Genomic DNA, 20,803 nt, shown 5'->3' on the forward strand with positions numbered 1-20,803 from the left:
GGCCTGCCCGCACCCGCGGGTCGGTGTGGGTCGGCCCCGTCGGGTGTGGACCGGCCCCGCGGCCGTGCAGGTCGACCCTGCGGCGGTGTGGACCGGCCCCGCGGCGGTGTCACCGCGGGATCCAGGTGTCCTTACCACCGCCGCCACGCGAGGAGTTCACGATCATCGAGCCCGCCGGTGCCACCCGGGTGAGGCCGGCCGGGACCGCGTGCGCGGTCGTCCTGCCGCCGTCGCGCCGCACGTGGGCGAAGGCGCGCAGGTCCACGTGGCGGCGCTGCATCCGGGTGCCGTCAAAGGTGGGCAGGGTCGACAGCGGGACGACCTCCTGGGCGATGAACCCCTCGGGCCGGGTGAGCAGGTCCTCGCGCCGGGCGGCGAGCTCGGCTTCGGAACACTCCGGGCCGATGGTGATCCCCAGCCCGCCGTACCCGTCGATGGGCTTGACCACGAGCTCGCCGAGCCGGTCCAGGACCAGGTCACGCTGGGTCCGGTCGGCGCACAGGTACGTCGTGACCTGGTCGAGGACCGGCGTCTCACCCAGGTAGAAGTCGATCATGGTGGGCACGCAGGCGTAGATCGCCTTGTCGTCCGCCACCCCGTTGCCGAGCGCGTTGGCGATCGTCAGACGTCCGGCGCCGAGTGCCTCGAGCAGTCCGTCGCGCAGCGACACGCCGTCGTCGCCGGGTGAGCTGAGGAGCATGTCCTCGTCGATACGGGCGTACATCACGTCCACCCGGTGCAGCTCCCGGCCTTCGCGGTAGTGCAGGACGCCGTCCCGGAACGTCAGTCGGTCGGGGGTGAGCAGCGGTAGGCCGGTGCGCTGCGCGATGAGCCGGTGCTCGAACCACGCCGAGTCCGTGGGCCCCGAGGAGACCACCGCGAGGTGCGGGTCGTCCCCGGCCGCCGGCGGCGCGGCCGCCTCCAGCGTCTGGCGGATCATGGGGAACGCCTGGTCCGGCGCGTGCAGGTCGAAACCGTCGGTGAGGTCACCGAACAGGGAGGTGGTCATCTGCCGCAGGGAGTGGGAGAAGGCGATCCCGGACGGCACCCGGACGTTGTCCTCCAGGACGAACCACTTGCCGTCGTCCCCGCACACGAGGTCGATCCCGCAGATGTGGGCCCGGACCCGTCCCGGTCGTTGCACCCGTCCCGTACTGCGGTGGCCGGGCGCGCGGTCCAACGCCTCGGGCGTCAGGTGCCCCGCGCGCACGAACTCCCGCTCCCCGTAGATGTCGTCGAGGAAGGCGTCCAGGGCGCGGGCGCGCTGCTCGATGCCCGTGGACAGCGTCCGCCACACCTCCGGCGCGACGATGCGGGGCACGAAGTCCATCGGGAACGCCTGGGGCCGCTCCTGCCCGGTGACCCGGAACGTCACCCCGGCCACCGAGGCCTCCTGTTCGGCCATCACCTGCCGCGACCGCAGCCGCACGGTGCCCATCCGGTCCAGCGCCGCCACCACCGGGGCGTAGACCTCGCGGGGCGAACCCCCCTCCTCGACCGCCTCGTCCCAGCTGGGGTCGTTGTCGAGCCCCTCGATCGGCTCGTAGACCCCGAACAACCGCGAGTGGGCGTCGGGGACGGCTGAGCGTGGCCCGCTGGCGCCGGCGGTCTCCGCCAGGAGCAGGTCCACCACGTCCTGGAGGAGGCCCCGTCGGCGGAGGGCCTGGCGCTGCCGGAAGGCGCTACAGCCGTTGTAGAGCGCGTTGTCGAGCAGGGTGTGCACGGTGCCGAGATCACCCGAGCGGCCCAGATCGCCGGTCAGGGCCTCCGCCAGGGCGGGAACGACCTCGGCGGCGGGCCGGGCCCGGAACGTCGCGGGGTCCACGAGGTCGCCCTCCAGGCCCGACCGGGCCGCGCGCCACAGGGCTGCCCGCAGCCTGGTCTCGGCGGGGGCCGACACCTCGGCGCCGAGGGCGAGCGCGGCCGCCTCGCGCTCGACCAGTGCGCGGAACAGCGCGGCCACCAGGACTGTGGCGTCTGCGGACGGACAGGCGTCGCCCACCTGGAGCTCCACCGAGCGGCCGTCGGGCCCGGGCTGCACACCGAAGCCGACCATCGACGCGTCGGTCACCACCCCGCTCGCCACGAGGTCGGCCACCAACTCATCGAACTGCGCCGCCGAGCACACCCCTGCCACGGGGGCCGCGGTGGGCCACTGCGAGAGGGCCACCGACCGACAGCTCGCGTAACCCGAATCCGACCCGTCCCGCAGGAAGGGTGAGCTCGCGGTGAGCGCGAGGAACACCGGCAGGTACGGCGCGACCCGGCAGGCCACCCGGATCGCCTCGTCGGCGTCGCTGGCCTCCACCCGGATGCGGACGCCGCAGTAGATCTGGTCGCGGGCCAGGTATTCGTAGTCGGCCAGGAGCCGGCGTGTCCGGGGGGTCTCGTCGACCAGTGCGGATCCCGGGGGCACGAGCGGGACGGCCCCGGCGGCCAACACCGCCAGTCCGAGCTCGGCTCCCGCCGCGTTGAGTGCGGCCCGTTCGCCGCGCAGAGCGGTCCGCAGCTCCGCGGCGGTCCGGGCGGGCGCGGTCGCCGTGCGGATGACGCAGGAGCGCAGTGGCTCCCCCGCCCCGGTGTCGCCCCGGCGCGCCAGCAGCTCCGCCGCTCGGGGCGTCAACTCCCGACTCGCAGTGTCGAGGACGTGGAGGTCCTCTTCGATGACGATCCACCTGCAGCCAGCATCCATGAGGGAAATCTAGGGCCGGGTGGCCGCGACCACATCCGGTCGGGATGTGGGATCTGTCTCAGCGGTCCCGCCAGACCGGATCGCCGGTGCTCAGCGGGCCCGCCAGACGGGTTCGCGCTTCTCGGCGAACGCCCGGGGTCCCTCCATCGCGTCCTCGGACGTCATCACCGTGATCATCTCGGTGTCGCTGACCTTCCACCTGTCCTCCTCCGCCGGCCGGGCCCCGTCGCTGATGCCGAGGGCGATCCGCTTACTGGCCTGCACTGCGAGCGGGGCGTTGGCGGCGATCACCGCGGCCAGCTCGAGCGCGGCGTCGAGCAGCTCCTCGGCCGGGACCACGCGGTTGATCAGGTGCAGGTCGAGGGCACGCTGCGCCGTGATGGGCTCACCGGTCAGCATCATCTCCATGGCCACCCGGTGGGGCAGCTGGGCGGGCAGGCGGAACGCGCCACCGGCGGCGGCGACGAGACCGCGCTTGACCTCCGGCAAGCCGAAGATCGCGTGCTCGGCGGCCACCACGAGGTCGCAGGTCAAGGCGATCTCGCAACCCCCGCCCAGGGCGGCCCCGTTGACCGCGGCGATCACCGGCACCGAGACGTGGTGCTGCACCAGTCCGGCGAACCCCCACTGCCGGTTCTCCGGCGAGAAGATGTCCTCGCCGCGGAAAATGGCCTTGAGGTCGGCACCCGCACTGAACGACTTGTCCCCGGCGCCGGTGAGCACCACCACCCGGATCTCGGGGTCCGTGTCCGCCTCGTGCAGCGCGCGGCCGAGCTGGGTGCTCACCCCGCAGTTCACGGAGTTGCGGGCTTCGGGCCGGTCGATGGTGATCAGCAGGACGTTGTCGCGGCGCTCGGAGCGGACGACAGGGGTGTCGATGTCAGTCATGCGTCCAGTCTCACCTGCCCCGGCCCGCCGCGCAGCGCCTCCGGGCGATCGCACTGCGGGGCGGGCCGGGGCGACCGGACCGATCGGAGCGATCGGAGCGATCGGAGTCGAACAGACAGCGCCACCGCGGCCCTCCGACGTCAGCTACCCAGCGGCGTGATCGGCGGGACGAATTCGCAGCCCACCGCCCGCGGGCGCTCCGGGTCGAGGGCATTCAGCACCAGGTCGCGGGCCACCGGGTCGGTCACGATCGAGACGTGCTCGGAGAAGTCCTGTGCGCAGAAGTCCTGGACCACATGGTTCACCGCGTTGGGCCCCTCCACATACCCGCTGGTGAACGGGGTGACGATCTCGTCGTAGCGCGTGAGGATGTTCGTGTACTGCACGTCCGGGTGGTACGGGGTACCGCTGCGCCACAGGTGATGGAAGAACTCGCTGCCGGCGAGGACCTGGTTGCACGACCCACAACCGACCGTGTGGATGAAATTCTGGACCTCGTCGCGGAGGCCCACCTGCCCGAAGGCGTCGAAGATCGTCGAGAGGAAGAACGCCGTGCTGCCCCGCCACACCGATCCCAGCCCCACGTAGTTCTCCACATACCGGTGCCCGCCCAGCTCGTTGACGTACACCGCGGGCATGATCGTGCCCTGCGAGTGCCCCACCAGGTCGACGGTCTGAGCGCCGGTCGCCGCGCGGACGCGGTCCACGAACACCGCGAGGTCAGCGGCCCCCTCCTCCATCGTGCGCGCGCCGCCCAGCGCGCTCAGCGGCCACGGGGCATCGGGGTGCGCCGCGTAGGTCAGCGCAAACACGCAGTACCCCTCGTTGGCCAGCGACGGCGCGAGATACGCCCAGTTGTCCTGGCGGTTGAGGAACGTCCCGTGGACGAGGATCACCGGCCGCGGACGGGCCTCGGTCAGCTGGCAGTCCCAGTCGTTGGTGGCCGGGTGTTGCCCGCCCGGGTTCTGGACCTCGGCCCGGAGTCCGTCGACGAACGAGGCCGGGACGGGGTGGGGGCCGCCCGCCGTCGGGGCGGCGGCGATCGGGGCGGTGGCCGGAGCAGCCGCGGCGGTCGACGGGACGACGACGAGGGCGGCAACCGCCAACGCGAGCGCGATCCGCGAGATTGACATCGGGACTCCTGTAGCGGGGGCGACGCGTTCACTCGGTGTTGGGCGAACGCATCCGCCTCGGATATATTTGATTCGATTATCGGCCGGGCGCACCCCGGTCGTCCGTGGTTCCCGGAAAAGAGGTGGCTGAGATGCCCGCAACACGGCTCGCGCAGCGTCCCCAGCTCTCAGAGGAGGTCGCGGACCACGTCCGGACCCGGATCATGAGCGGAGAGGTGCGTCCCGGTGACTTCATCCGGTTGGACGAGACCGCCGCCGCGCTCGGAGTGAGCGTGACCCCCGTCCGCGAAGCCCTGCTCACGCTCCGCGGGGAGGGGCTCGTGGACCTCGTTCCGCGGCGCGGATACCTGGTTTCGCCGATGAGTCGCCAGGACGTCGAGGACATCTTCTGGCTGCAGGCCCACCTGTCCAAGCGGATCGTCGATCGCGCCATCGACCGGTTCGACGTGGCCGGCCTGGACAACCATGCGCTCCTGGTGGAGGACTTCGAGACGGCCGCCGCGCTCGGGGACCCGGACGGCGTGGTGCGCGCCCAGTACGCCATCCATCGCTCCATCAACCGTGCCTCGCAGTCGGACAAGCTGTCGCGGTTCCTGTCCAACGCGGCCCGGTACATGCCGTACCGGCTCTACGCCGAGGACCCGGTCTGGCGTTCCACCGCCCCCGAGGACAACCGCCGGATGCTCGATGCACTACGCACCGGCGATGTCGAGACCGCCCACGCGGTGATCGACACCGAGTTCGCCAACGGTTCCCGGCTGCTCGTGTCGCATCTCGAGCGGGCCGGGGTGTGGGACGACAGTCTCGTCGCGGAGCCGGCCGCCGAGGCCTGAGCTCGTCGCGGAGCCGGCCGCCGGGGCCTGCTCCCCGGTGAGGCGGAGGTCTGGATCCGGCGACCGACGCTGCTCACATGAGCGGCCGACCGCTGTCCAGCCGCCGCTTCAGGTCGATCAACAGCACCCGATAGGTGATCGTCCGCACCACCCGGGGCAAAAGCCGGTTCACCGCTGCCGTTGCGGCCAGGAATGCCTCGAATCGCCGCTGGTCCTGCGGGTTCCACGGCAAGCCGAGCGCGTCGCGGAACTCGCTCCGCAGGAAGCCCGTGGTGAGCCACTTGTTGGCCTTGCCGAACAGCATGGTGGTGGGTTGCGGCAGCATCCGCAGCTCCGCGATACCCACGAGGTGCCGGCGGACCGGCTCGTCGAAGTGGATCCGGGACATGCCGTCCCGCCAGTAGTCATCGAACTCTTCCCTCGTGGCCGGCCACTGTTCCGGACGCACCTGGAGCGTGGTGCCCAGCGACGGCGCGGACTGGTAGAACGCCTCGCGATCGGAGTCCGTCATCGGCCCGTACAACCACTCGTAGACGTCCTCGAACCCGACGTACAGGCACGCGGCCACCCACATCTGGAGTCTGGGGTCGAGGGCGCTGTACTTCACCCGGCTCTCCGGGGTGGAGAACACCAGGCGATGGATGCGGGTGACCTCCTCCCGGTACGCGCGCTTGTCGTCGTCGCTCCCCAGGGTCGCCACCGCCAGGTACTGGAACGTCGTGCGCGCCCGTTTGAGTGGCCGTTTGTAGACGTTGCCGCTGTCCACCCGGCTCTCACGCACCCCCCAGCCCACCTCGGGCCAGGAGAGTTGCATGATGACGTTGGCCGCGCCGGTGGCGGCGCCGATCGAGTCGGCGGCGTCGGTGATCGCCGGCGGGACCGCTCGGGCTACCGGGGTCGCGGGGTTGCGGTGCAGGTCGGTGAGCATGGTCGTTCTCCTTCGAATCGGGAAGCTGGACGGGACGGTCGAGGCATGTTCTGTGCTGGTCGGTGCTGGTCAGGCGAGCTCGGCGGCGTCGAGTAACCACCTGTCGCCGTCACGGATGAGCGTCACCACCATCCGGCTCGAGTCCACCCTCCCCTCGGGGACGGTGACGTTGGTGACCTCTTGGTCGAGGAACACCAGGACCACGGCGCGCCCGGCATCGACGCTCTGCACACCGGCGTATGCCGCGGTTCCGGCCGACGTGCCCTGTCCGCTGGCGAGCAGCTCGCGCAGCCCCTCGGACACCTCGCGGTAGCGGTCTGCGAACCCGGGCGTGGCCTCGGCCACCACCGCATCGAGGTTGGCGTCCACGTCGGTGTGGTCGTAGGTCGCGAGCTGCACCACGAGTCGAGCGGCGTCCTCGGTCGCGCTGCGGCGCAGCTCGTCCTCCCGGTGGTCCGCCCACGCCAGAGAGCCGAGATAACCGCACGCCGCGAGCAGCGCCACGACGATCAGCGCCACCGCCACCCGACCGGGTCGGATGGGCCGTCCGGGCGCGCGGGCGGCGCCCTCGTCCGTGGTGCTCTCGGCCGCACTCCCGTGCGTCGTCGTGTCGTGATCGGAGGTGGCCTCGGTGGCCACCACGTTGTCAGCCGTCATCGCGCAGTCCTTCCATCATCGTCGCCCAATAGGCGGCGATCTCTTTGCCGGTCGGGACGAGAAGGGGGTCGACGGCCGCGTCCGGGCCGATCCTGGTGCCGGGTTCGGTCGCCCCCACCAGCCCCTCGTCGTTGGGCCGGGGCGCCGCTCGCGACCCCCGCTGCCCGAGGTCCTCGCCCGGCGGGCAGTACAGCCGCAGGTCCGTCTCGCGCGGGGAGTCGTCGAGGATGTCCCGGGGTTCGTACGGATACACGCACACCGGCCCCTGGGTGGCGACCAGTTGGAAGTCGGCGCGGCCGCCTCGCACCGTCCCCGCCAAGGCCCGCAATCCCCGTTCGCCCTGGGTGAGACCGTCCTCCCAGGCGGGTCCCCGCTCGCGGAACACCGGCGTGACGACGAGGGTGTTGCCCAGCAGACCGGCCGCGTTCTCCCTGTTCGCATCGAGGAGCACTTGCGCGCGGTCCATCGCCTCGGGTGAGTGGTCGAGCAGGTACACCAGCGTGTCCTGGCGGCGGGCCAGTTGCCCGGTGACGTCCCGGGCCACGGAGACCGACCCGGTGACGGGATCCGGGCGGGCGGCCAGTGCGCGGACGGTCACGAGGCCGTCGCCCACGAGCCCGCGGAAGGTGGGCGCCTGCTCGCCCAGCACCGTGGTCAGTCGCGCGGTGTCCTCGAGGATCGCGCCCAACCGCGGGCCGTTGCCCTCGAGCGCGGTGGCCACGCTGCCCCCGAGCGACTCCAGCGACTCCGGGTTCAGCGCCCGCAGCGAGGTGTCGATGCTCGCGATGAGGTCCTCGAGTGCTGCGGGTTGTTCGTCCCCGGGGACGAGCAGCTCGCCGCCGTCGCCCAGGTACGGTCCAGCGTCACTGATCGGCCGCACATCGAGCCGGGCGTCCCCCAGCGCGGTACTGGTCACCACCCGGGCATGCGCGTTCACCGGGATGAGCGTGCCGTCGACGATCCGCAGTCCCAGCCGGACCCCGCCGGCCCCGTCGAGCTGCGCCTCCCGGACCTCGCCGATGTCCACCCCGCGGTAGGTCACGCGGACCCCGGGCCCGACGCCCCGTGCATCCTCGACGTGCGCCACCACCCCGAAACCCCGGGCGACGTCGGCGTCCTCCCCGATGTACCGGATGCCGTACCCGATCGCGACCACGGAGATGAGAGCGAACAGCAGCGCCTGCGCGACGACGTGGCGGTTCACGGCGCACCCCCCACGGGCGGCTGGGCGTCCGGCGGCCCGGTGGCACCGAGCGGCAGCGGTCGGCCCGCTCGCGCCTCGCCGCCGGTGCCCAGGGCATCGAGGGAGCCGGGGAGGTCGAGTGCACCGTCGAACATCATGTGCTCCCCGCGGATCGCGACGTCGAAATTGGTGACGAAGCGCTGCAGCGCGTCCAGGGTGGGGGCCACCTCGGCTCCGAAGCCCTCCATGTCCTCGAGCAGGACGGTCAGGGTTCTCAGTGACGGGGTGAGTTGTCCCTCCGTGCCCGAGGTGAACTGCTCGACCTGGACGGTCAGCGCCGTTGTGGTGTCCATGAGCGCGCTGATCGTGTCCCTGCTGGCCGCGGCCTCCGAGACGAGGTCGGCGGACACCTGCATTCCGCGGTCGATGAGTACCCGGCGGCCGGCGAGCGAGGCGCTGACCCGGTCCAGTGCCAGGATCGTGCGGTCGATGTCGTCACGGTTCGTCTCGTACAACTCGAGCGCCCGGTCGCCTCGTTCGCGGATCCGCCCGATCTCCTCACCACGCCCGTCCAGCGCCACGGCGAGTTCCTCCATCACCGAACCGAGCTGGGCGATCCCACTGCCGTTGAGCAGCAGCCCGAGCGAGGCGAGGCTGGACTCGAGGTCCGGCCCGACGCCCGTGTGCGCGCGGGAGACGAACCGGGTGTCCTCGAGCAACGCCCCGGTAGTGGACGCACCGGTCGTGGACTCACCGCCCGCGGGCGCCCTCGGTGGGGTGAGCGCGACAAAGGGGCTGCCGAGCGCGGTCGGCAGGCGGATCTCGGCGAACACGGCGGCGGGGACGCCGGAGTCGCCCTCGAGACGCACTCCGATCACCGCGTCGGTGCCATCTGTGCCGACGCTGCGGACCCGGCCGACCAGGCGCTCGCCGTAGCGGACCTCGGCACCGGGCGCGACCCTGTCGGCCCGCTCGAAACGCATCTCGACGTCGGTCGAACCCCCTCCGGCGTCCATCCCCAGCGGCAACGACTGGAGAGCGAGCTGCGGGGTGTTCATGGCCACCATCGCCGCGCACCCGAGCAGCACGACCCCGAGGAGCGCGACGAGGCCGCGCACCAGGTGCGGTCGGGTTCTGGTCTCCCGCATCCGCGTCTCCCGTCTTCCTGTCTCACGCATCGCGTTCACCCGCCCCCCGCCGCGCGCTCGAGCGCCCCGAGGAGCCCGAGCGGGTCGCTCTGTTCCACGGGAAACATCAGCGGGTTGGTCAACCCGGCGCCCGTACACAGGGGAAGGGGCTCCCGCTCGCAGAGTTCGCGACCGCGGGCGAAATGGGTGATGTTGGAGGAGACGTTGAGCCGGATGCGCGCCCGACCGTCCGGCCCGACGCCCTCGGCGAGGTTGTCCATCATCACCGGGTAGAGGTCCAGGAACTCGGCGAAGTCGGCGCGGTGCCGCGCGTACAGGGCGGTGACCTCGCGGGTGGCGTCGGTGGCCTCGGTGATGTCGTCCCCCCGGCTGGCCACGATCGCGTCCAGCTCGTCGAGGATCACCCGCAGGTCCCCCGCCGGGGCGGCCACGTCGATCTGGTCGTCCCGTAGCTGCCGGCCGAGTTCGTCGAGCCCCAGGACGAGGTCGCGCATGGTCTGATCGCGACCGCCCGCGGCCTCCATCAGCACCGCGAGTTCGCTGACGATCGCGTCGAGATCCTCCGCCCGGTCCCCGCCGACGGCGGAGACGGTGGACAGGTTCCCGATTGCCCGGCTCAGCGTCTCCCCCCGACCGTCGAGGGCTTCGGCGCCCCGGTCGAGTCCCTGCGCCACCTCGTCCGCGCCGGGCGCGAAGGCCGAGCTCAGGGTGTCCAGGCTGGAGACGAACTCATCGAAGTCAAGGGGCGCCCGGGTGCGCGCCGGCGGGATCACCCCGCCGTCCGGGAAGGTAGGGCCACCGACGTAGGCGGGGGTGAGTTCGACGAACCGGTCGGCGATGACGGCCGGGTTCATCACCACCGCGCCGACGTCGGCGGGCAGTTGTGTGCCGGGGTCGAGTGAGAGGCTCACCCGGGCGACGGCCCCGATGGGTTCGATCTTCTCCACGATGCCCACCTCGACCCCCACGATCCGGACCTGGGAGCCGACGTAGACGCCTTCGGCGGACGTGAACTCGGCGGTGAGCACGTGGCGACCGCCGTCCCCGCGGGCGCCGCTCAGGAGATAGACCAGCACGAGCACTGCGGCGAGGGCGGTCGCGAGGATCGCGACGACCCGCACGAGACCCGAGCGCCGGGTTCCCCGCGGCGCGGAGTTCAGTTGCATCCGTCCATCACCCCCAGTGCGCAGAGGGCGGAGTCCGGGATCGGACCGGTCGGCGTGGCGACATCCGTCCACGGGCCGTTCCCGGTCGCGTCGGTGACCGCGCGGAGCCCGGGTGGCATCCGGGTGAGGACCTCGTCCATCGTCTCGATGTTCCGTTCGTAGGTCTCGCTGATGGAGCGCATATTGCGCAGGAGCTGGTCGACGTCCTCGGCCTCCTCGTCGAGCAGGACCCGGACCCGTGCCGAGAGTTCCTCGAGCGACGACACGAGCGCGCTGAGCGACTCGCGGCGTTGGGTGAGCACGGTGACCAGCACGAGCGACTGATCGGTGAGGGCGCGGATGCTCGTCTCCTGGGATACGAGGACCCCGGTGAGTTCCCGGGTGGTGGTGACGACCCTGTTCATCCGCGCGTCCTCGCGGGCCAGTAGTCCGAGCGCGGCCGAGACGTCGTCGATCGCCTCACCGGTGGCCCCGGCGTCCTGCGGCAGGATGCTGTCCAGGTTGTCGATCATCGCGCTCACGGCCACCGTGTCGAGCCCGTCGGCGAGGTCGGTGATCGCGCCGCCGATGTCGTCGATCATGTAGGGCGAGGTGGTGCGTTCCACGCCGATCCGGTGCTGCGGTCCCAGGTCCCCGCCGCCGGCCGGGGTGACCTCGAGGTATCGGTTTCCGAGGATCGACTTGAGCCCGATGGTCGCCGTACTCGCCTCGCCGAGGTCCTGGCCGCGGTCGAGCCGGAACGCGACCACCGCGAGCCCGTTCTCCAGGCCCAGGGAGTCGACCCGGCCGCTGGGCACCCCGGCGACGAGGACCGGATCCCCGGCCCGGAGCCCGCCGGCGTTGGAGAACTCGGCCGCGTAGTGGTCGGTGCGCAGGACGTACCACAGGCGGGGCAGGGTCATGCTCGCGGCGAAGACCGCGATCACCAGCAGGATCGACGCCACCCCCACGAAGACGGTGTTGCCGCGACGGGTGTGCCGGGGGTCGCGGACGAGGTCCACCAGGCTCTCGCGCAGCACGGTGAGCGGTCTCATCGGCACACCTCCGAGTTCCGGTAGCCGAACAGGCTCGTCTCCCAGTCGTCCCACTTGACCGTGAAGTTGCACATGTAGAGGGACAGGAATCCGCCCTTCTGGGCCTGGGCGTTGACCTCACGGGCGAACAGGGGCGCCTTGCCCAGGGCGGTGTCGAACGCCGGGGTGTTGGGGATCCATCCATCGGTCGTGAGGCGGGTGGCGTCCACGCTCGCGCGGAGATCGGGTTCGGTCTCGCGGAGCATCGACGCCAGGGTCGCGGTGGAGGCGTCGCCGCGTTCGATCAGCAGCGCGAGGTCGTTCCCGCCGTCCTCCGCCAGCGCCGCCGAGACCGTGTCGAGCCCGTTGAGGAGCCGCTGGAGGTCCTCCTCCCTGTTGGTCAGCGTGGTGTTGAGCGCCACGATGTTGTCCGCGAGTCGGCTGTACACGTCCTCCTTCTGGATGACGTCCCGGCTCAGCAGCGCCAGGCGGGCGAGCAGGACGTCCATGGCGCCGGGCTCACCCTGGAACGCGGCGACCACGGTGGTGGACAGGGTGTTGACCTCCTCCGGCCGCACCGCCTCGAACAGGGGTTTGAACCCGTTGACGAGCGCGGTGAGGTCCACGGGATCGGTGGTGGCCCCGAGCGGGATCCGGCTGTCCTCGGGCAGCCTGACCCCGGGCGGTGTGTCCGCCCCACCGACGGCCGGCCCACCGTCCTGCGCGGGATCGAGGGACAGGTAGCGGATGCCCAGCATGTCGCCGTAGCGGACCGACGCCCGCGCGCCGCGGGTGACCGGGCTCGCGCGCTGGACCTCGAAGTCGACGACGGCGATGATGTCACCACCGGGCCCGACCTCCCGTTCCACGCCGAGCACCCGGCCCACGCGGACGCCGGCGACCGTGACCTCCGAGCCCGGTCCGAGCCCGCCGACGTCGCTGAACTCGGCGCTGTACTCACGCGCGCCCCAGCCGATCGGCACCCGGAGCGTGTTGACCACCAGCACCGCGCACAGGACCCCCACCAGGAAGTAGGCGAAGAGCGCGAGGGTCGGCCGCAGGCCACGGTGTCTTTTCACCCGGTGCTCGTTCACCCGGCGACTCGTCATCGGATCGTCACCTCGGTGCCCCGCACGAGGGGGCCGAGCATGGTCCACGCCGCGGCGTCGGGCCCGGCCGCGGGGTCGGCGGGTGGCGGCACCGGGGATCCGGGTTCGGACGCGGCCGCCGCCTGGAGCTCACGGATCAGCTCCCGTTCGGATGCGGCGGCGACCGTGTGGCCGGCGCCGGGACCGGGACGGTGGCCGCTGCCGGCTGCCAGCACGCCCGAACACGTGGACCCGGCCAGGTCCGGGTAGCGGGGGCAGTCCTCGGGCCCGTAGGGCATCGGGTCCGCGAACGACGGGACCGCCGTGATGTTGAAGCGGCCGGTGGAGAACGCCGCCTCCCCGGCCTCCCCCATGGGGCGCATGGCGTAGAGGGTGCGGATGACCCCGTGCGGGTTCCGGGCGGTCCGGTCGAACACCGCTGACGTGTCGTCGACCAGCCGGATCGCCCCGGCCACGGTCCGGTCGGCCATGACGGCGCCCGACCCGGTGACCGCCAGACCCGCGTCGAGGAGCCGGCCGAGGGAGTCCGGGCGGTCCAGGACGAGCTGCGACAGCCGCGTGGCCTCCTGCAGGGTCTCGAGGATCTCCGGGCCGGCCGTTGCCAGGTCCTCGGCGAGGTAGGCCACCTCCGAGGAGGCCTCGGCGGTCTCCTCCAGCGCCGGCGACAGGTGCTGACCGGCGCGGTCCGCGTCCTCGATCACCCGCGCGATCATCTCGCCCCGGCCGTCGAGAGCGCGGTCGAGCGCGGTGAGCGTCACCTGCAGACGATCGGGCTTGATGGACACCAGCAGGTCGCTCGCCCGGGTGAACACGTCGTAGAGCAGCACGGCCTCCGCTGAACGGTCAGCCTGCAACACATCGCCGCTGTCCAACCCGTCGCCGCCGGCCAGTCCCGTGCCGCCCGGCAGCCAGTTCCCGCCGGCGGGCCGCGTGGACCCCTGGCCGCCCTGGCTCACCAGGTCCAGGCGGACGTCGCCGAACAGGGTCCGCGGGACCGCCCGGACGACGACGTCCGCGGGGATGCGCTCGGCGTGCTCGGAGGAGATGAGCATCTCGATGCTGGTGCCGGGCTCGTCGTCGTCGCCCGATACGCCCCCCACCGACGCCCGCACGTCACCCACCTTCACGCCGAGGTGGTGGACGGGGGCGTGCACCGGGACCCGGCCGGCCTGGGACGGCAGCACCGCCGTCACCGTCGCGCCCGTGTCGAGGGCGCCCGCGCCGCGGGCGATGAGGAAGACCCCCAGGACGACGGCGACGACGGTGGCCACCAGACCCCGGACCGCGAGCGTCCGCTCGGGCGTCGGCCCGGCGACCCGCCCCCTCACGTGATCCCCAGAGCCGGGACCTCGGGCACCAGGCCCCAGAGGGCGAAGGTGAGGACGATGTCGATGAACCCGATGAGCAGGATGCTGGTCCGCAGCGCCCGGCCGGCGGCGCGCCCGACGCCCTCGGGGCCGCCCGTCGCGTGGTACCCGTAGCTGCAGTGCACGAGGACGATCACCAGGGCGAACACCACCGCCTTGATGAGCGAGTAGAGGACGTCCTCGGGGCCGAGGGTGATGTGGAAGAAATAGTCGTAGGTGCCCGCCGAGCCGCCGTTGACGTGCACCACGACCACCCGGGTGGCGATGTACGTGGCCACCAGTCCGACGGCGTACAGCGGCACGATGCAGATCATCGTGGCGATCACCCGGGTCCCGGCCAGGTAGGGCACGGTCGGGACGGACATGGCGTCGAGTGCGTCGATCTCCTCGGAGATCCGCATGGAGCCCAGCCGGGCGGTGAAGCCGGTGCCCACCTTGGCGGCCAGGGCGATGGAGGCCACGACCGGCGCGAGTTCGCGCGTGTTGGCCATCGCCGAGAGCATCCCGGACAGGCTGGTCATGCCGATCAGATCCAGACCGCGGTAGGTCTCGACGCCCACCATGATGGCCGCGACCGCCGACATGGCCAGGACGATCCCGATGGTGCCGCCGCCGGCGATCAGCGAGTTGGAGCCGAAGCCCACGTCGACGACCTCTTTGAGCACCTGCTTGCGGTAGCGCACCAGCGCGGTGGGCAGCGTGAGCATCACCCGGCCCGCGAAGGTCACGTGGCGGCCGACCTCCGCCATCCCCGTGACCGCCCGGGCCAGCAGCGCGGCGCCGCGGGACGCCCGGACCTTCTGCGCGGTGCTGGTGTCGACCACCCGGAGCGAGGTCACGTCAGTACTTCCCGACCGACGGCACGGCGAGCCCGTAGACCGCCGACATGACGGTGTTGATCACGAACACCGTCACGAAGGCCAGGACGACGGTCTCGTTGACCGCGTCCGCGACACCGCTCGACCCGCCGCTGGCGTGCAGCCCCTTGAACGTCGCGATCAGGGCGGAGACCACCGCGAACGCGACCGACTTGACCATGGCCATCCACAGGTCGGACGGGCGGCCGTAGGCGCTCAGGGTGGCCAGGAACGCTCCGGCCGACTCCCCCTGCCCGTACACCTGATAGATCAGGCACGCGGTCACGCCCATCGCCGTGACCAGGGCGCACATCACCAGGGAGACGAGCACGGTGGCGATGACGCGGGGCACCACCAGCCGCTCGATCACGTCGAGTCCCATGACCTCCATGGCCTCGACCTCCTCGCGGATGGTGCGGGAACCCAGGTCCGCGCAGATGGCCGAGCCACCCACCCCGGCCAGCATCAGCGCGCACACCAGCGCGGAGGCCTGCCCCACCACGACGAAGGCCACCACGGCACCCGCGTAGCCGGCCGCCCCCAACCGGCCCGCCAGCTCCCCGACCGACACGGCGACGAGCACGCCGACCGGCAGCATGAGCAGCAGCGCGGGCACCGAACACACCCGGGCGACGAACAGCGCCTGGTCGCGGGTCTCGGCGAGCGAGAGCCGACCCGTGACAACCGTGCGCACGCAGCTGACGAGCGTGAACACCGAGTAACCGACCAGTGAGCCGACCTGGCCCGCGAGATCGACTACCGGGCCTCGGCCCGCGGGGAGGTGGAAGACCATGTCAGGGGTGTCCGGCTCTCGGTATCTTCTCGACTACCGGGTCAGACGCCCGTCGATCCGTGCTCCGACCGGAGCCTGCCCTTGACCACCTTGCCGCTGGCGTTCCGCGGCAGCTCCTCCACGTGCACGAGGTGCTTGGGCAGCTTGAAGCCGGCCAGCTTGTCGCGGAGCCACCCGTTGAGCTCCTCGAGCGTGACGTCCGCGACCCCCTCCTCCGCGTGCTGGGCCACCACCGCGACGGGGACCTCGCCCCACCTGTCGTCCTTGCGGCCGATCACGGCGACCTCGCGGACCTTCGGGTGGCCGGCGATCACGTTCTCGACCTCCGCGCAGTAGATGTTCTCACCGCCGGAGATGATCATGTCCTTCTTGCGGTCCACCACGTAGACAAAGCCCTCGTCGTCCATCCGGACCAGGTCGCCGGAATGGAACCAGCCTCCCTCGAAGGCCTCTGCTGTCTCGGCGGGCTTGTTCCAGTACCCGGACATGGTGGTGGGTCCGCGGTAGACGATCTCGCCGACCTCGCCGGGGCCGACGGGCTCACCGAACGCGTCGATCACCCGGGCCTGGAGGGTGGGGATCACCTTGCCCACCGATCCGAGCTTGCGGATCGCGTCGTCCCCGTTGAGCGCGCAGGTGATGGGGCTCATCTCGGTCTGCCCGAACACCGCGCAGTTGAGGGCGTCCGGGAACGTCTCCGCCATCGCGCGCAGGATGGTGTCCGTGGACGGGGCCGCACCCCAGGAGATGTTGCGCAGCGCCAGGTTCCGCGGGCGGGCCTTCTGCTCCGCGCAGACGGCCTGCCACTGCACGGGCACCAGGAAGACGCTGGTGATCTGCTCCGCTTCGAGCGTGTCGAGCACGGCCGCGGGGTCGAAGGCCTGCAGGGGATGGACCACCGTGACGCCGCCGAGCTGCAGACTCGGGGCGATCGAGCCGATCGCTGCGATGTGGAACATCGGGGCCGCGCAGAGGGCACGACCGTCCTCGTCGAAGAGTCGGAACACCCGGATGCACGTGAGGGACTGGGCGGACATGTTCTCGTGGGACAGCATCGCGCCCTTGGGCCGACCCGTGGTGCCGGAGGTGTACATGATGAGGATGGTGGAATCCTCGGGGACGTCGACCGGCGCGTGTGGCTGGCCCTCCTCCGCGAGCGCGTCGGCGTAGGTCGTCTGCCCCTCCGTGCCGCTCTCGCCGCCGATCACGATGTGCTCGCCCGGCTCCTCGCCCTGGGCGCGGATCGCCCCGACGAGCGGCGCGAGCATGGCGTCGGTGACGACGACCTTGGGCGCGGCGTCGCTCACGAGATAGGCCAGCTCGCCCGGGGTCAGCCGGAAGTTCACCGGCACCGCGATGGCGCCCAGCTCGGTGATGCCGAGCACGGCCTCGATGAACTCGGTGTTGTTGAGCGTGATGAGCATGACGCGGTCGCCCTTGGCGACCCCGCGACGGGCCAGCGCGTCAGCGAACAGACCACTGCGCTCGTGGAGCTGGGACCACGTGGTGGTCTGGCCGAGGAAGCGCAGGGCCTCGCCGTCGGGGTTCATCTCGGCGTGGGTGGCCACCCACGAGTTCCAGTGGTTGCGACGGGCGGCGTGGAGATCGGCGACGGGATCCGTGATGGCGGTGGTCATGATTCGGCCTTTCGTGGGAACAGATTCGCTGGAACAGATTCGGGAGTGTCGGGAGAACAGTTTCGTGTTGACAGGGTGAAGTGGCGGGCGGGGACCGGAGGTCAGGCGAACTTGGGGCGGCGCTTCTCGAGGATCGAGGACACGCCCTCGGCGAAGTCGTCGGACACCAGCAGCTCGCACTGCCCCTCGTGTTCCCGGGCCAGAGCGGCGTCCAGTTCCGCGAGGGTGGCGCCGGTGACGGCCCGTTTGGTCAGCTCCAGGGCGCGGCGCGAGCCCCGGGCCAACCGACGGGCGAGCTTGGCGGCGGCAGCGCGCAGCTCAGCGGATGGCAGGACCTCCAGGGCCAACCCCACGTCCAGGGCCTCGGCGGCCGATACCGCGTCCCCGCGCAGCAGCATCCGCGAGGCGACCGACCGGCCCACCGCCGCGGGCAGGAGCACACTGGCGCCGCCGTCCGGCATGAGCCCGATGTTGGTGAACGCGAACAGCAGATAGGCGTCGTCGGCCATGAGCATGAGGTCGGAGGCCAACGCCAGCGACACCCCCACCCCGGCCGCCGGCCCGTTGACCGCGGCGATCACCGGGATCGGCGCGGTCAGCACCGCCCGCGCCAGGGCTGCGGCGTTGTCCATGGTGACGTCGGGGCTGGGCGCGTCGCCGTCGGACTCCTTGATCGACTGCAGGTCGGCGCCGGTGGTGAACGCCCCACCCTCCCCGGCGAGCACGATGACCCGCGTCCCGGGATCGCTGCCGTGCTCGGTGATGAGCTCGGTCAGCGCGCATACGGTGGAATGGTCGAGCGCGTTCATCCGGTCGGGCCGGTTGATGCTGATCGTCACCACACCCAGGTCGTCGCGGTCGACTTTCACCGCGTCCCGTCCCGAGGCGGTCATCGGACCGACTCCGCGACCGCCACCATGCCGGCCAACCGGTCTGCGATGATCGCCTCGGCCTCCGCCATCATGCGGTCCACCAGTTCGGCCACGGTGGGGATGTCGTCGATCAGCCCCTGGCACTGGCCGGCTGACCAGATCCCGGCGTCCAGGTCGCCGTCCTCGAAGACCTTGCGGCCCCGGGCACCGGCGACCAGGTGTTGGATGTCCGCGAACTCGGCCCCCGCCGCCTCCCTCTCCACCACTTCCGCCGAGATCGCGTTGGCGGCGACCCGGGCGGTGTTGTGGAGCGTGCGGAAGATCAGCGTGGTGTCGAGCTCGGAGTTGGCCACGATCTGCCGTTTGACCTGGTCCGCGACGGGAGATTCGGCCGTGCACATGAACCGGGTCCCCATGTTGGCCCCGTCCGCGCCGAGCGCGAGTGCAGCGACGAGCCCGCGGGCGTCGGCGATGCCGCCGGAGGCCAGGATCGGGATGGTCAGCTTGGACGCCGCAGCGGGGATGAGCACCAGGCCGGGTACGTCGTCCTCACCCGGGTGGCCCGCGCATTCGAAGCCGTCGATGGAGACGGCGTCCACGCCGAGCTGTTCGGCCTTGACCGCGTGCCGCACCGAGGTGCACTTGTGGATCACCTTGACGCCGGCGGCATGAAAGATCGGGAGGTGGTCTTTGGGGTTGGAACCGGCGGTCTCGACGATCTTCACGCCCGACTCCACGATCGCCTCGCGGTACTCCGAATATGGCGGCGGGGTGATGCTGGGGAGGATCGTGAGGTTGACCCCGAAGGGTTGGTCCGTCAGTTCCCGGCAGCGGGCGATCTCCTTGACCAGGTCCTCGGGGGTCGGCTGGGTGAGGCCGGTGATGATGCCCAGGGCCCCGGTCTCGGAGACCGCGGCGGCGAGCTCGGCGCGGCCGACCCACATCATGCCGCCCTGGACGATGGGCGCACGCACCCCGAACGCCTCGGTGAATCTGGTGCGGATCACGACGGTCCCTCCTCGAGCACTGACGCGTGGGGGGTCCCATCCGTCTCGCGCCGGCCGGTGACGACCGATTCGAGACCCACCCGCGCGGATTCGATCACATATATCTGTGAATTCAGGTTTACTATCGCCACTGTAACTGCTGTTGTCAAGATCACACTTCCTATCCGCCATTCCGAACCGGCGAGGTCATGACGTCACTCCCAGAACCACCCGCGCCGACCCTGGACGCACCGCGTCCGGAGTCCCGACGTGCGGAGATCGCGCTGGTCGCCGCCGAGGAGTTCACGCGGCGCGGGTACCACGCGACCCGCGTGGAACACATCGCGGACCGCCTCGACGTGACGCCCGGAGCGCTGTACCGCTACGTGCCCGGTAAGTACGAGATGTTCCGGGACGCGGTCGCGACGCTGATGGGCGAACTCGAGGCCGCGACGGCCGGGGCGGGAGACCTCGATCAGCTGGTCGCCTCGGTCACGCGGACCACGCTGACCCACCGGTCCCGCGCCGCGCTGTACCGCTGGCAGGCGCGATACCTCGCACCGGCGGACCGGGCGGTGATCGTCGCGGCGGACTCCCGGGTGCGGCAGCGGGTGGCCGCAGCTGTCCGTGACCGCCGGGGATCCGAGCGGGCTCGGCCGCTCGGGCCCGATGGCGGCGCCCCCGGTGGCGCCGGCGCGATGTCGGCGGCCGGGGCCATCCTCGCCTGCATCGCCTCGCTCGGGCACCACCGGATCGTCGTGACCGACCCCGAGGCGGTCGTGCGGCTGATGACGTCGATCGCCACCGACCTGGCGGCATCCATCCCGGGCCCGCGCTCAGGTCCGGGGGCGAACCCGACCCCGGCGACACCGCCGGCTGACGAGCCGCGACAGCGGTTGCGCGGCGGTGCGGCGACCCGGGAGGGCGCGATCACCGCGGCGATCGCGCGTTTCCACTCCTCGGGCTACGACGACGTGACGATGGAGGCGATCGGTGCCGACGTGGGTGTGGCGGCATCCGCTCTGTACCGGCACTTCCCCGGCAAGTCGGCGCTACTCACCGCCGCCGTCGACCGCACTGGCGCGCTGGTCGGGGACCTCCTCGATCGCCACGCGGCTCTCCACAGCTCCGGGGCCGACCCCGCCGAGGTTCTGGCCGGTCTGCTCGGCCAGTACGTCGACATCGCGTTCTCCCACGGGCCCGAGCTGATGCTGTACCACTCCGAGCTCGGGACGTTGAACCCCGACGACAGACGACGGATCCGCCGCGCACAACGGCGCCAGCTCGACCGTTGGGCGGGCCTGGTCCTCAGCGCGGCCGGGAGTGGGGCCGGGCACGGCACCGGCCGCGGAGAGGGCCGGGACCCGGACCAGGACCGGGACCACGCGACGGCGCTCATCCGTGTCCACGCAGCACTGGCGGTGGTGATCGACGGCGGGCAGGCCACGGGATTCCATCCCGCGGCGGCGGTCCGGTTCGGCGAACTCGCCCGGATCGCTCTGCTCCCCCGCTGACGCCCGCGTCGGACGACGGCCGGGCCG

General features: G+C 71.5%; 18 protein-coding genes. 2 read left to right on the plus strand and 16 right to left on the minus strand.

Annotated features, from left to right (window positions below):
- Positions 1 to 109: 109 nt before the first annotated feature.
- The 3 genes from R4P08_RS01985 to R4P08_RS01995 form a co-directional block, all read right to left on the minus strand.
- The gene (locus R4P08_RS01985; protein WP_317812069.1) at positions 110 to 2,692 is read right to left on the minus strand and encodes a carboxylate--amine ligase/circularly permuted type 2 ATP-grasp protein; all 2,583 of its coding nucleotides are present in this window, start codon (positions 2,690 to 2,692) and stop codon (positions 110 to 112) included.
- A 90-nt stretch (positions 2,693 to 2,782) separates the two neighbouring features.
- Entirely contained in the window at positions 2,783 to 3,580 is a 798-nt protein-coding gene (locus R4P08_RS01990) for a crotonase/enoyl-CoA hydratase family protein (RefSeq protein ID WP_317812070.1), read from the minus strand.
- Between the two features lie 140 nt (positions 3,581 to 3,720).
- A complete protein-coding gene (locus R4P08_RS01995; RefSeq protein ID WP_317812071.1) occupies positions 3,721 to 4,713 on the minus strand; it encodes an esterase/lipase family protein in 993 nt (330 codons plus the stop codon).
- A 131-nt stretch (positions 4,714 to 4,844) separates the two neighbouring features.
- On the opposite strand from R4P08_RS01995, the gene R4P08_RS02000 reads away from it, so the two are divergent.
- The gene (locus tag R4P08_RS02000) at positions 4,845 to 5,546 is read left to right on the plus strand and encodes a GntR family transcriptional regulator (protein ID WP_411741135.1); all 702 of its coding nucleotides are present in this window, start codon (positions 4,845 to 4,847) and stop codon (positions 5,544 to 5,546) included.
- Between the two features lie 73 nt (positions 5,547 to 5,619).
- Here R4P08_RS02000 and R4P08_RS02005 read toward each other — a convergent pair whose 3' ends face one another.
- The 13 genes from R4P08_RS02005 to R4P08_RS02065 all read right to left on the minus strand — a co-directional run bounded on the left by R4P08_RS02005 (position 5,620) and on the right by R4P08_RS02065 (position 19,280).
- Complete coding sequence (locus R4P08_RS02005; protein WP_317812073.1) at positions 5,620 to 6,474, minus strand: oxygenase MpaB family protein; 855 nt, start codon at positions 6,472 to 6,474, stop codon at positions 5,620 to 5,622.
- A 69-nt stretch (positions 6,475 to 6,543) separates the two neighbouring features.
- Positions 6,544 to 7,131 carry a hypothetical protein gene (locus R4P08_RS02010; RefSeq protein WP_317812074.1) on the minus strand — a complete coding sequence of 196 codons (588 nt, stop codon included), beginning with the start codon at positions 7,129 to 7,131 and terminating at the stop codon, positions 6,544 to 6,546.
- A complete protein-coding gene (locus tag R4P08_RS02015; RefSeq protein ID WP_317812075.1) occupies positions 7,121 to 8,335 on the minus strand; it encodes an MlaD family protein in 1,215 nt (404 codons plus the stop codon). The genes R4P08_RS02010 and R4P08_RS02015 overlap by 11 nt, the downstream gene beginning before the upstream one ends.
- Positions 8,332 to 9,462 (minus strand): MlaD family protein, encoded by a 1,131-nt coding sequence (locus tag R4P08_RS02020; RefSeq protein ID WP_317812076.1) that lies wholly within the window; start codon positions 9,460 to 9,462, stop codon positions 8,332 to 8,334. The genes R4P08_RS02015 and R4P08_RS02020 overlap by 4 nt, the downstream gene beginning before the upstream one ends.
- 35 nt (positions 9,463 to 9,497) lie before the next feature.
- Positions 9,498 to 10,628, minus strand: a complete 1,131-nt coding sequence (locus R4P08_RS02025; protein WP_317812077.1) for an MCE family protein — start codon at positions 10,626 to 10,628, stop codon at positions 9,498 to 9,500.
- Positions 10,619 to 11,662: an MlaD family protein gene (locus R4P08_RS02030; RefSeq protein ID WP_317812078.1), complete on the minus strand. Its 1,044-nt coding sequence runs from the start codon at positions 11,660 to 11,662 to the stop codon at positions 10,619 to 10,621. The genes R4P08_RS02025 and R4P08_RS02030 overlap by 10 nt, the downstream gene beginning before the upstream one ends.
- Complete coding sequence (locus R4P08_RS02035; protein ID WP_317812079.1) at positions 11,659 to 12,750, minus strand: MCE family protein; 1,092 nt, start codon at positions 12,748 to 12,750, stop codon at positions 11,659 to 11,661. Before R4P08_RS02035 ends, R4P08_RS02030 begins: the two co-directional genes overlap by 4 nt.
- Positions 12,747 to 14,078, minus strand: coding sequence for an MlaD family protein (locus R4P08_RS02040; RefSeq protein ID WP_317812080.1), 1,332 nt, complete (start codon positions 14,076 to 14,078; stop codon positions 12,747 to 12,749). The genes R4P08_RS02035 and R4P08_RS02040 overlap by 4 nt, the downstream gene beginning before the upstream one ends.
- Positions 14,075 to 14,866 (minus strand): ABC transporter permease, encoded by a 792-nt coding sequence (locus R4P08_RS02045; RefSeq protein ID WP_317812246.1) that lies wholly within the window; start codon positions 14,864 to 14,866, stop codon positions 14,075 to 14,077. Before R4P08_RS02045 ends, R4P08_RS02040 begins: the two co-directional genes overlap by 4 nt.
- Positions 14,867 to 14,957: 91 nt before the next feature.
- Positions 14,958 to 15,767 carry an ABC transporter permease gene (locus R4P08_RS02050; RefSeq protein WP_317812081.1) on the minus strand — a complete coding sequence of 270 codons (810 nt, stop codon included), beginning with the start codon at positions 15,765 to 15,767 and terminating at the stop codon, positions 14,958 to 14,960.
- A 41-nt stretch (positions 15,768 to 15,808) separates the two neighbouring features.
- A complete protein-coding gene (gene fadD5, locus R4P08_RS02055) occupies positions 15,809 to 17,404 on the minus strand; it encodes a fatty-acid--CoA ligase FadD5 (RefSeq protein ID WP_317812082.1) in 1,596 nt (531 codons plus the stop codon).
- Between the two features lie 101 nt (positions 17,405 to 17,505).
- Positions 17,506 to 18,297 (minus strand): enoyl-CoA hydratase-related protein, encoded by a 792-nt coding sequence (locus R4P08_RS02060; protein ID WP_317812083.1) that lies wholly within the window; start codon positions 18,295 to 18,297, stop codon positions 17,506 to 17,508.
- The gene (locus R4P08_RS02065) at positions 18,294 to 19,280 is read right to left on the minus strand and encodes a nitronate monooxygenase family protein (protein ID WP_317812247.1); all 987 of its coding nucleotides are present in this window, start codon (positions 19,278 to 19,280) and stop codon (positions 18,294 to 18,296) included. Before R4P08_RS02065 ends, R4P08_RS02060 begins: the two co-directional genes overlap by 4 nt.
- Positions 19,281 to 19,471: 191 nt before the next feature.
- Here R4P08_RS02065 and R4P08_RS02070 point away from each other — a divergent pair, with 191 nt between their 5' ends.
- Complete coding sequence (locus tag R4P08_RS02070) at positions 19,472 to 20,776, plus strand: TetR/AcrR family transcriptional regulator (RefSeq protein ID WP_317812084.1); 1,305 nt, start codon at positions 19,472 to 19,474, stop codon at positions 20,774 to 20,776.
- Positions 20,777 to 20,803: the final 27 nt, after the last annotated feature.

The organism is Rhodococcus sp. IEGM 1408, assembly GCF_033142235.1.
GTDB lineage: Bacteria > Actinomycetota > Actinomycetes > Mycobacteriales > Mycobacteriaceae > Dietzia.

Bases quoted from the DNA above. Each gene is read 5' to 3' on its own strand.
- R4P08_RS02050 (WP_317812081.1), bottom strand. From the start codon at position 15,767: ATGGTCTTCCACCTCCCCGCGGGCCGAGGCCCGGTAGTCGATCTCGCG.
- R4P08_RS02045 (WP_317812246.1), bottom strand. From the start codon at position 14,866: ATGGCGGAGGTCGGCCGCCACGTGACCTTCGCGGGCCGGGTGATGCTC.
- R4P08_RS02005 (WP_317812073.1), bottom strand. From the start codon at position 6,474: ATGCTCACCGACCTGCACCGCAACCCCGCGACCCCGGTAGCCCGAGCG.
- R4P08_RS01990 (WP_317812070.1), bottom strand. From the start codon at position 3,580: ATGACTGACATCGACACCCCTGTCGTCCGCTCCGAGCGCCGCGACAAC.
- R4P08_RS02020 (WP_317812076.1), bottom strand. From the start codon at position 9,462: ATGCGGGAGACCAGAACCCGACCGCACCTGGTGCGCGGCCTCGTCGCG.
- R4P08_RS02060 (WP_317812083.1), bottom strand. From the start codon at position 18,297: ATGACCGCCTCGGGACGGGACGCGGTGAAAGTCGACCGCGACGACCTG.
- R4P08_RS02025 (WP_317812077.1), bottom strand. From the start codon at position 10,628: ATGCAACTGAACTCCGCGCCGCGGGGAACCCGGCGCTCGGGTCTCGTG.
- R4P08_RS02035 (WP_317812079.1), bottom strand. From the start codon at position 12,750: ATGACGAGTCGCCGGGTGAACGAGCACCGGGTGAAAAGACACCGTGGC.
- R4P08_RS01985 (WP_317812069.1), bottom strand. From the start codon at position 2,692: ATGGATGCTGGCTGCAGGTGGATCGTCATCGAAGAGGACCTCCACGTC.
- fadD5 (WP_317812082.1), bottom strand. From the start codon at position 17,404: ATGACCACCGCCATCACGGATCCCGTCGCCGATCTCCACGCCGCCCGT.
- R4P08_RS02010 (WP_317812074.1), bottom strand. From the start codon at position 7,131: ATGACGGCTGACAACGTGGTGGCCACCGAGGCCACCTCCGATCACGAC.
- R4P08_RS02000 (WP_411741135.1), top strand. From the start codon at position 4,845: ATGCCCGCAACACGGCTCGCGCAGCGTCCCCAGCTCTCAGAGGAGGTC.
- R4P08_RS02070 (WP_317812084.1), top strand. From the start codon at position 19,472: ATGACGTCACTCCCAGAACCACCCGCGCCGACCCTGGACGCACCGCGT.
- R4P08_RS02030 (WP_317812078.1), bottom strand. From the start codon at position 11,662: ATGAGACCGCTCACCGTGCTGCGCGAGAGCCTGGTGGACCTCGTCCGC.
- R4P08_RS01995 (WP_317812071.1), bottom strand. From the start codon at position 4,713: ATGTCAATCTCGCGGATCGCGCTCGCGTTGGCGGTTGCCGCCCTCGTC.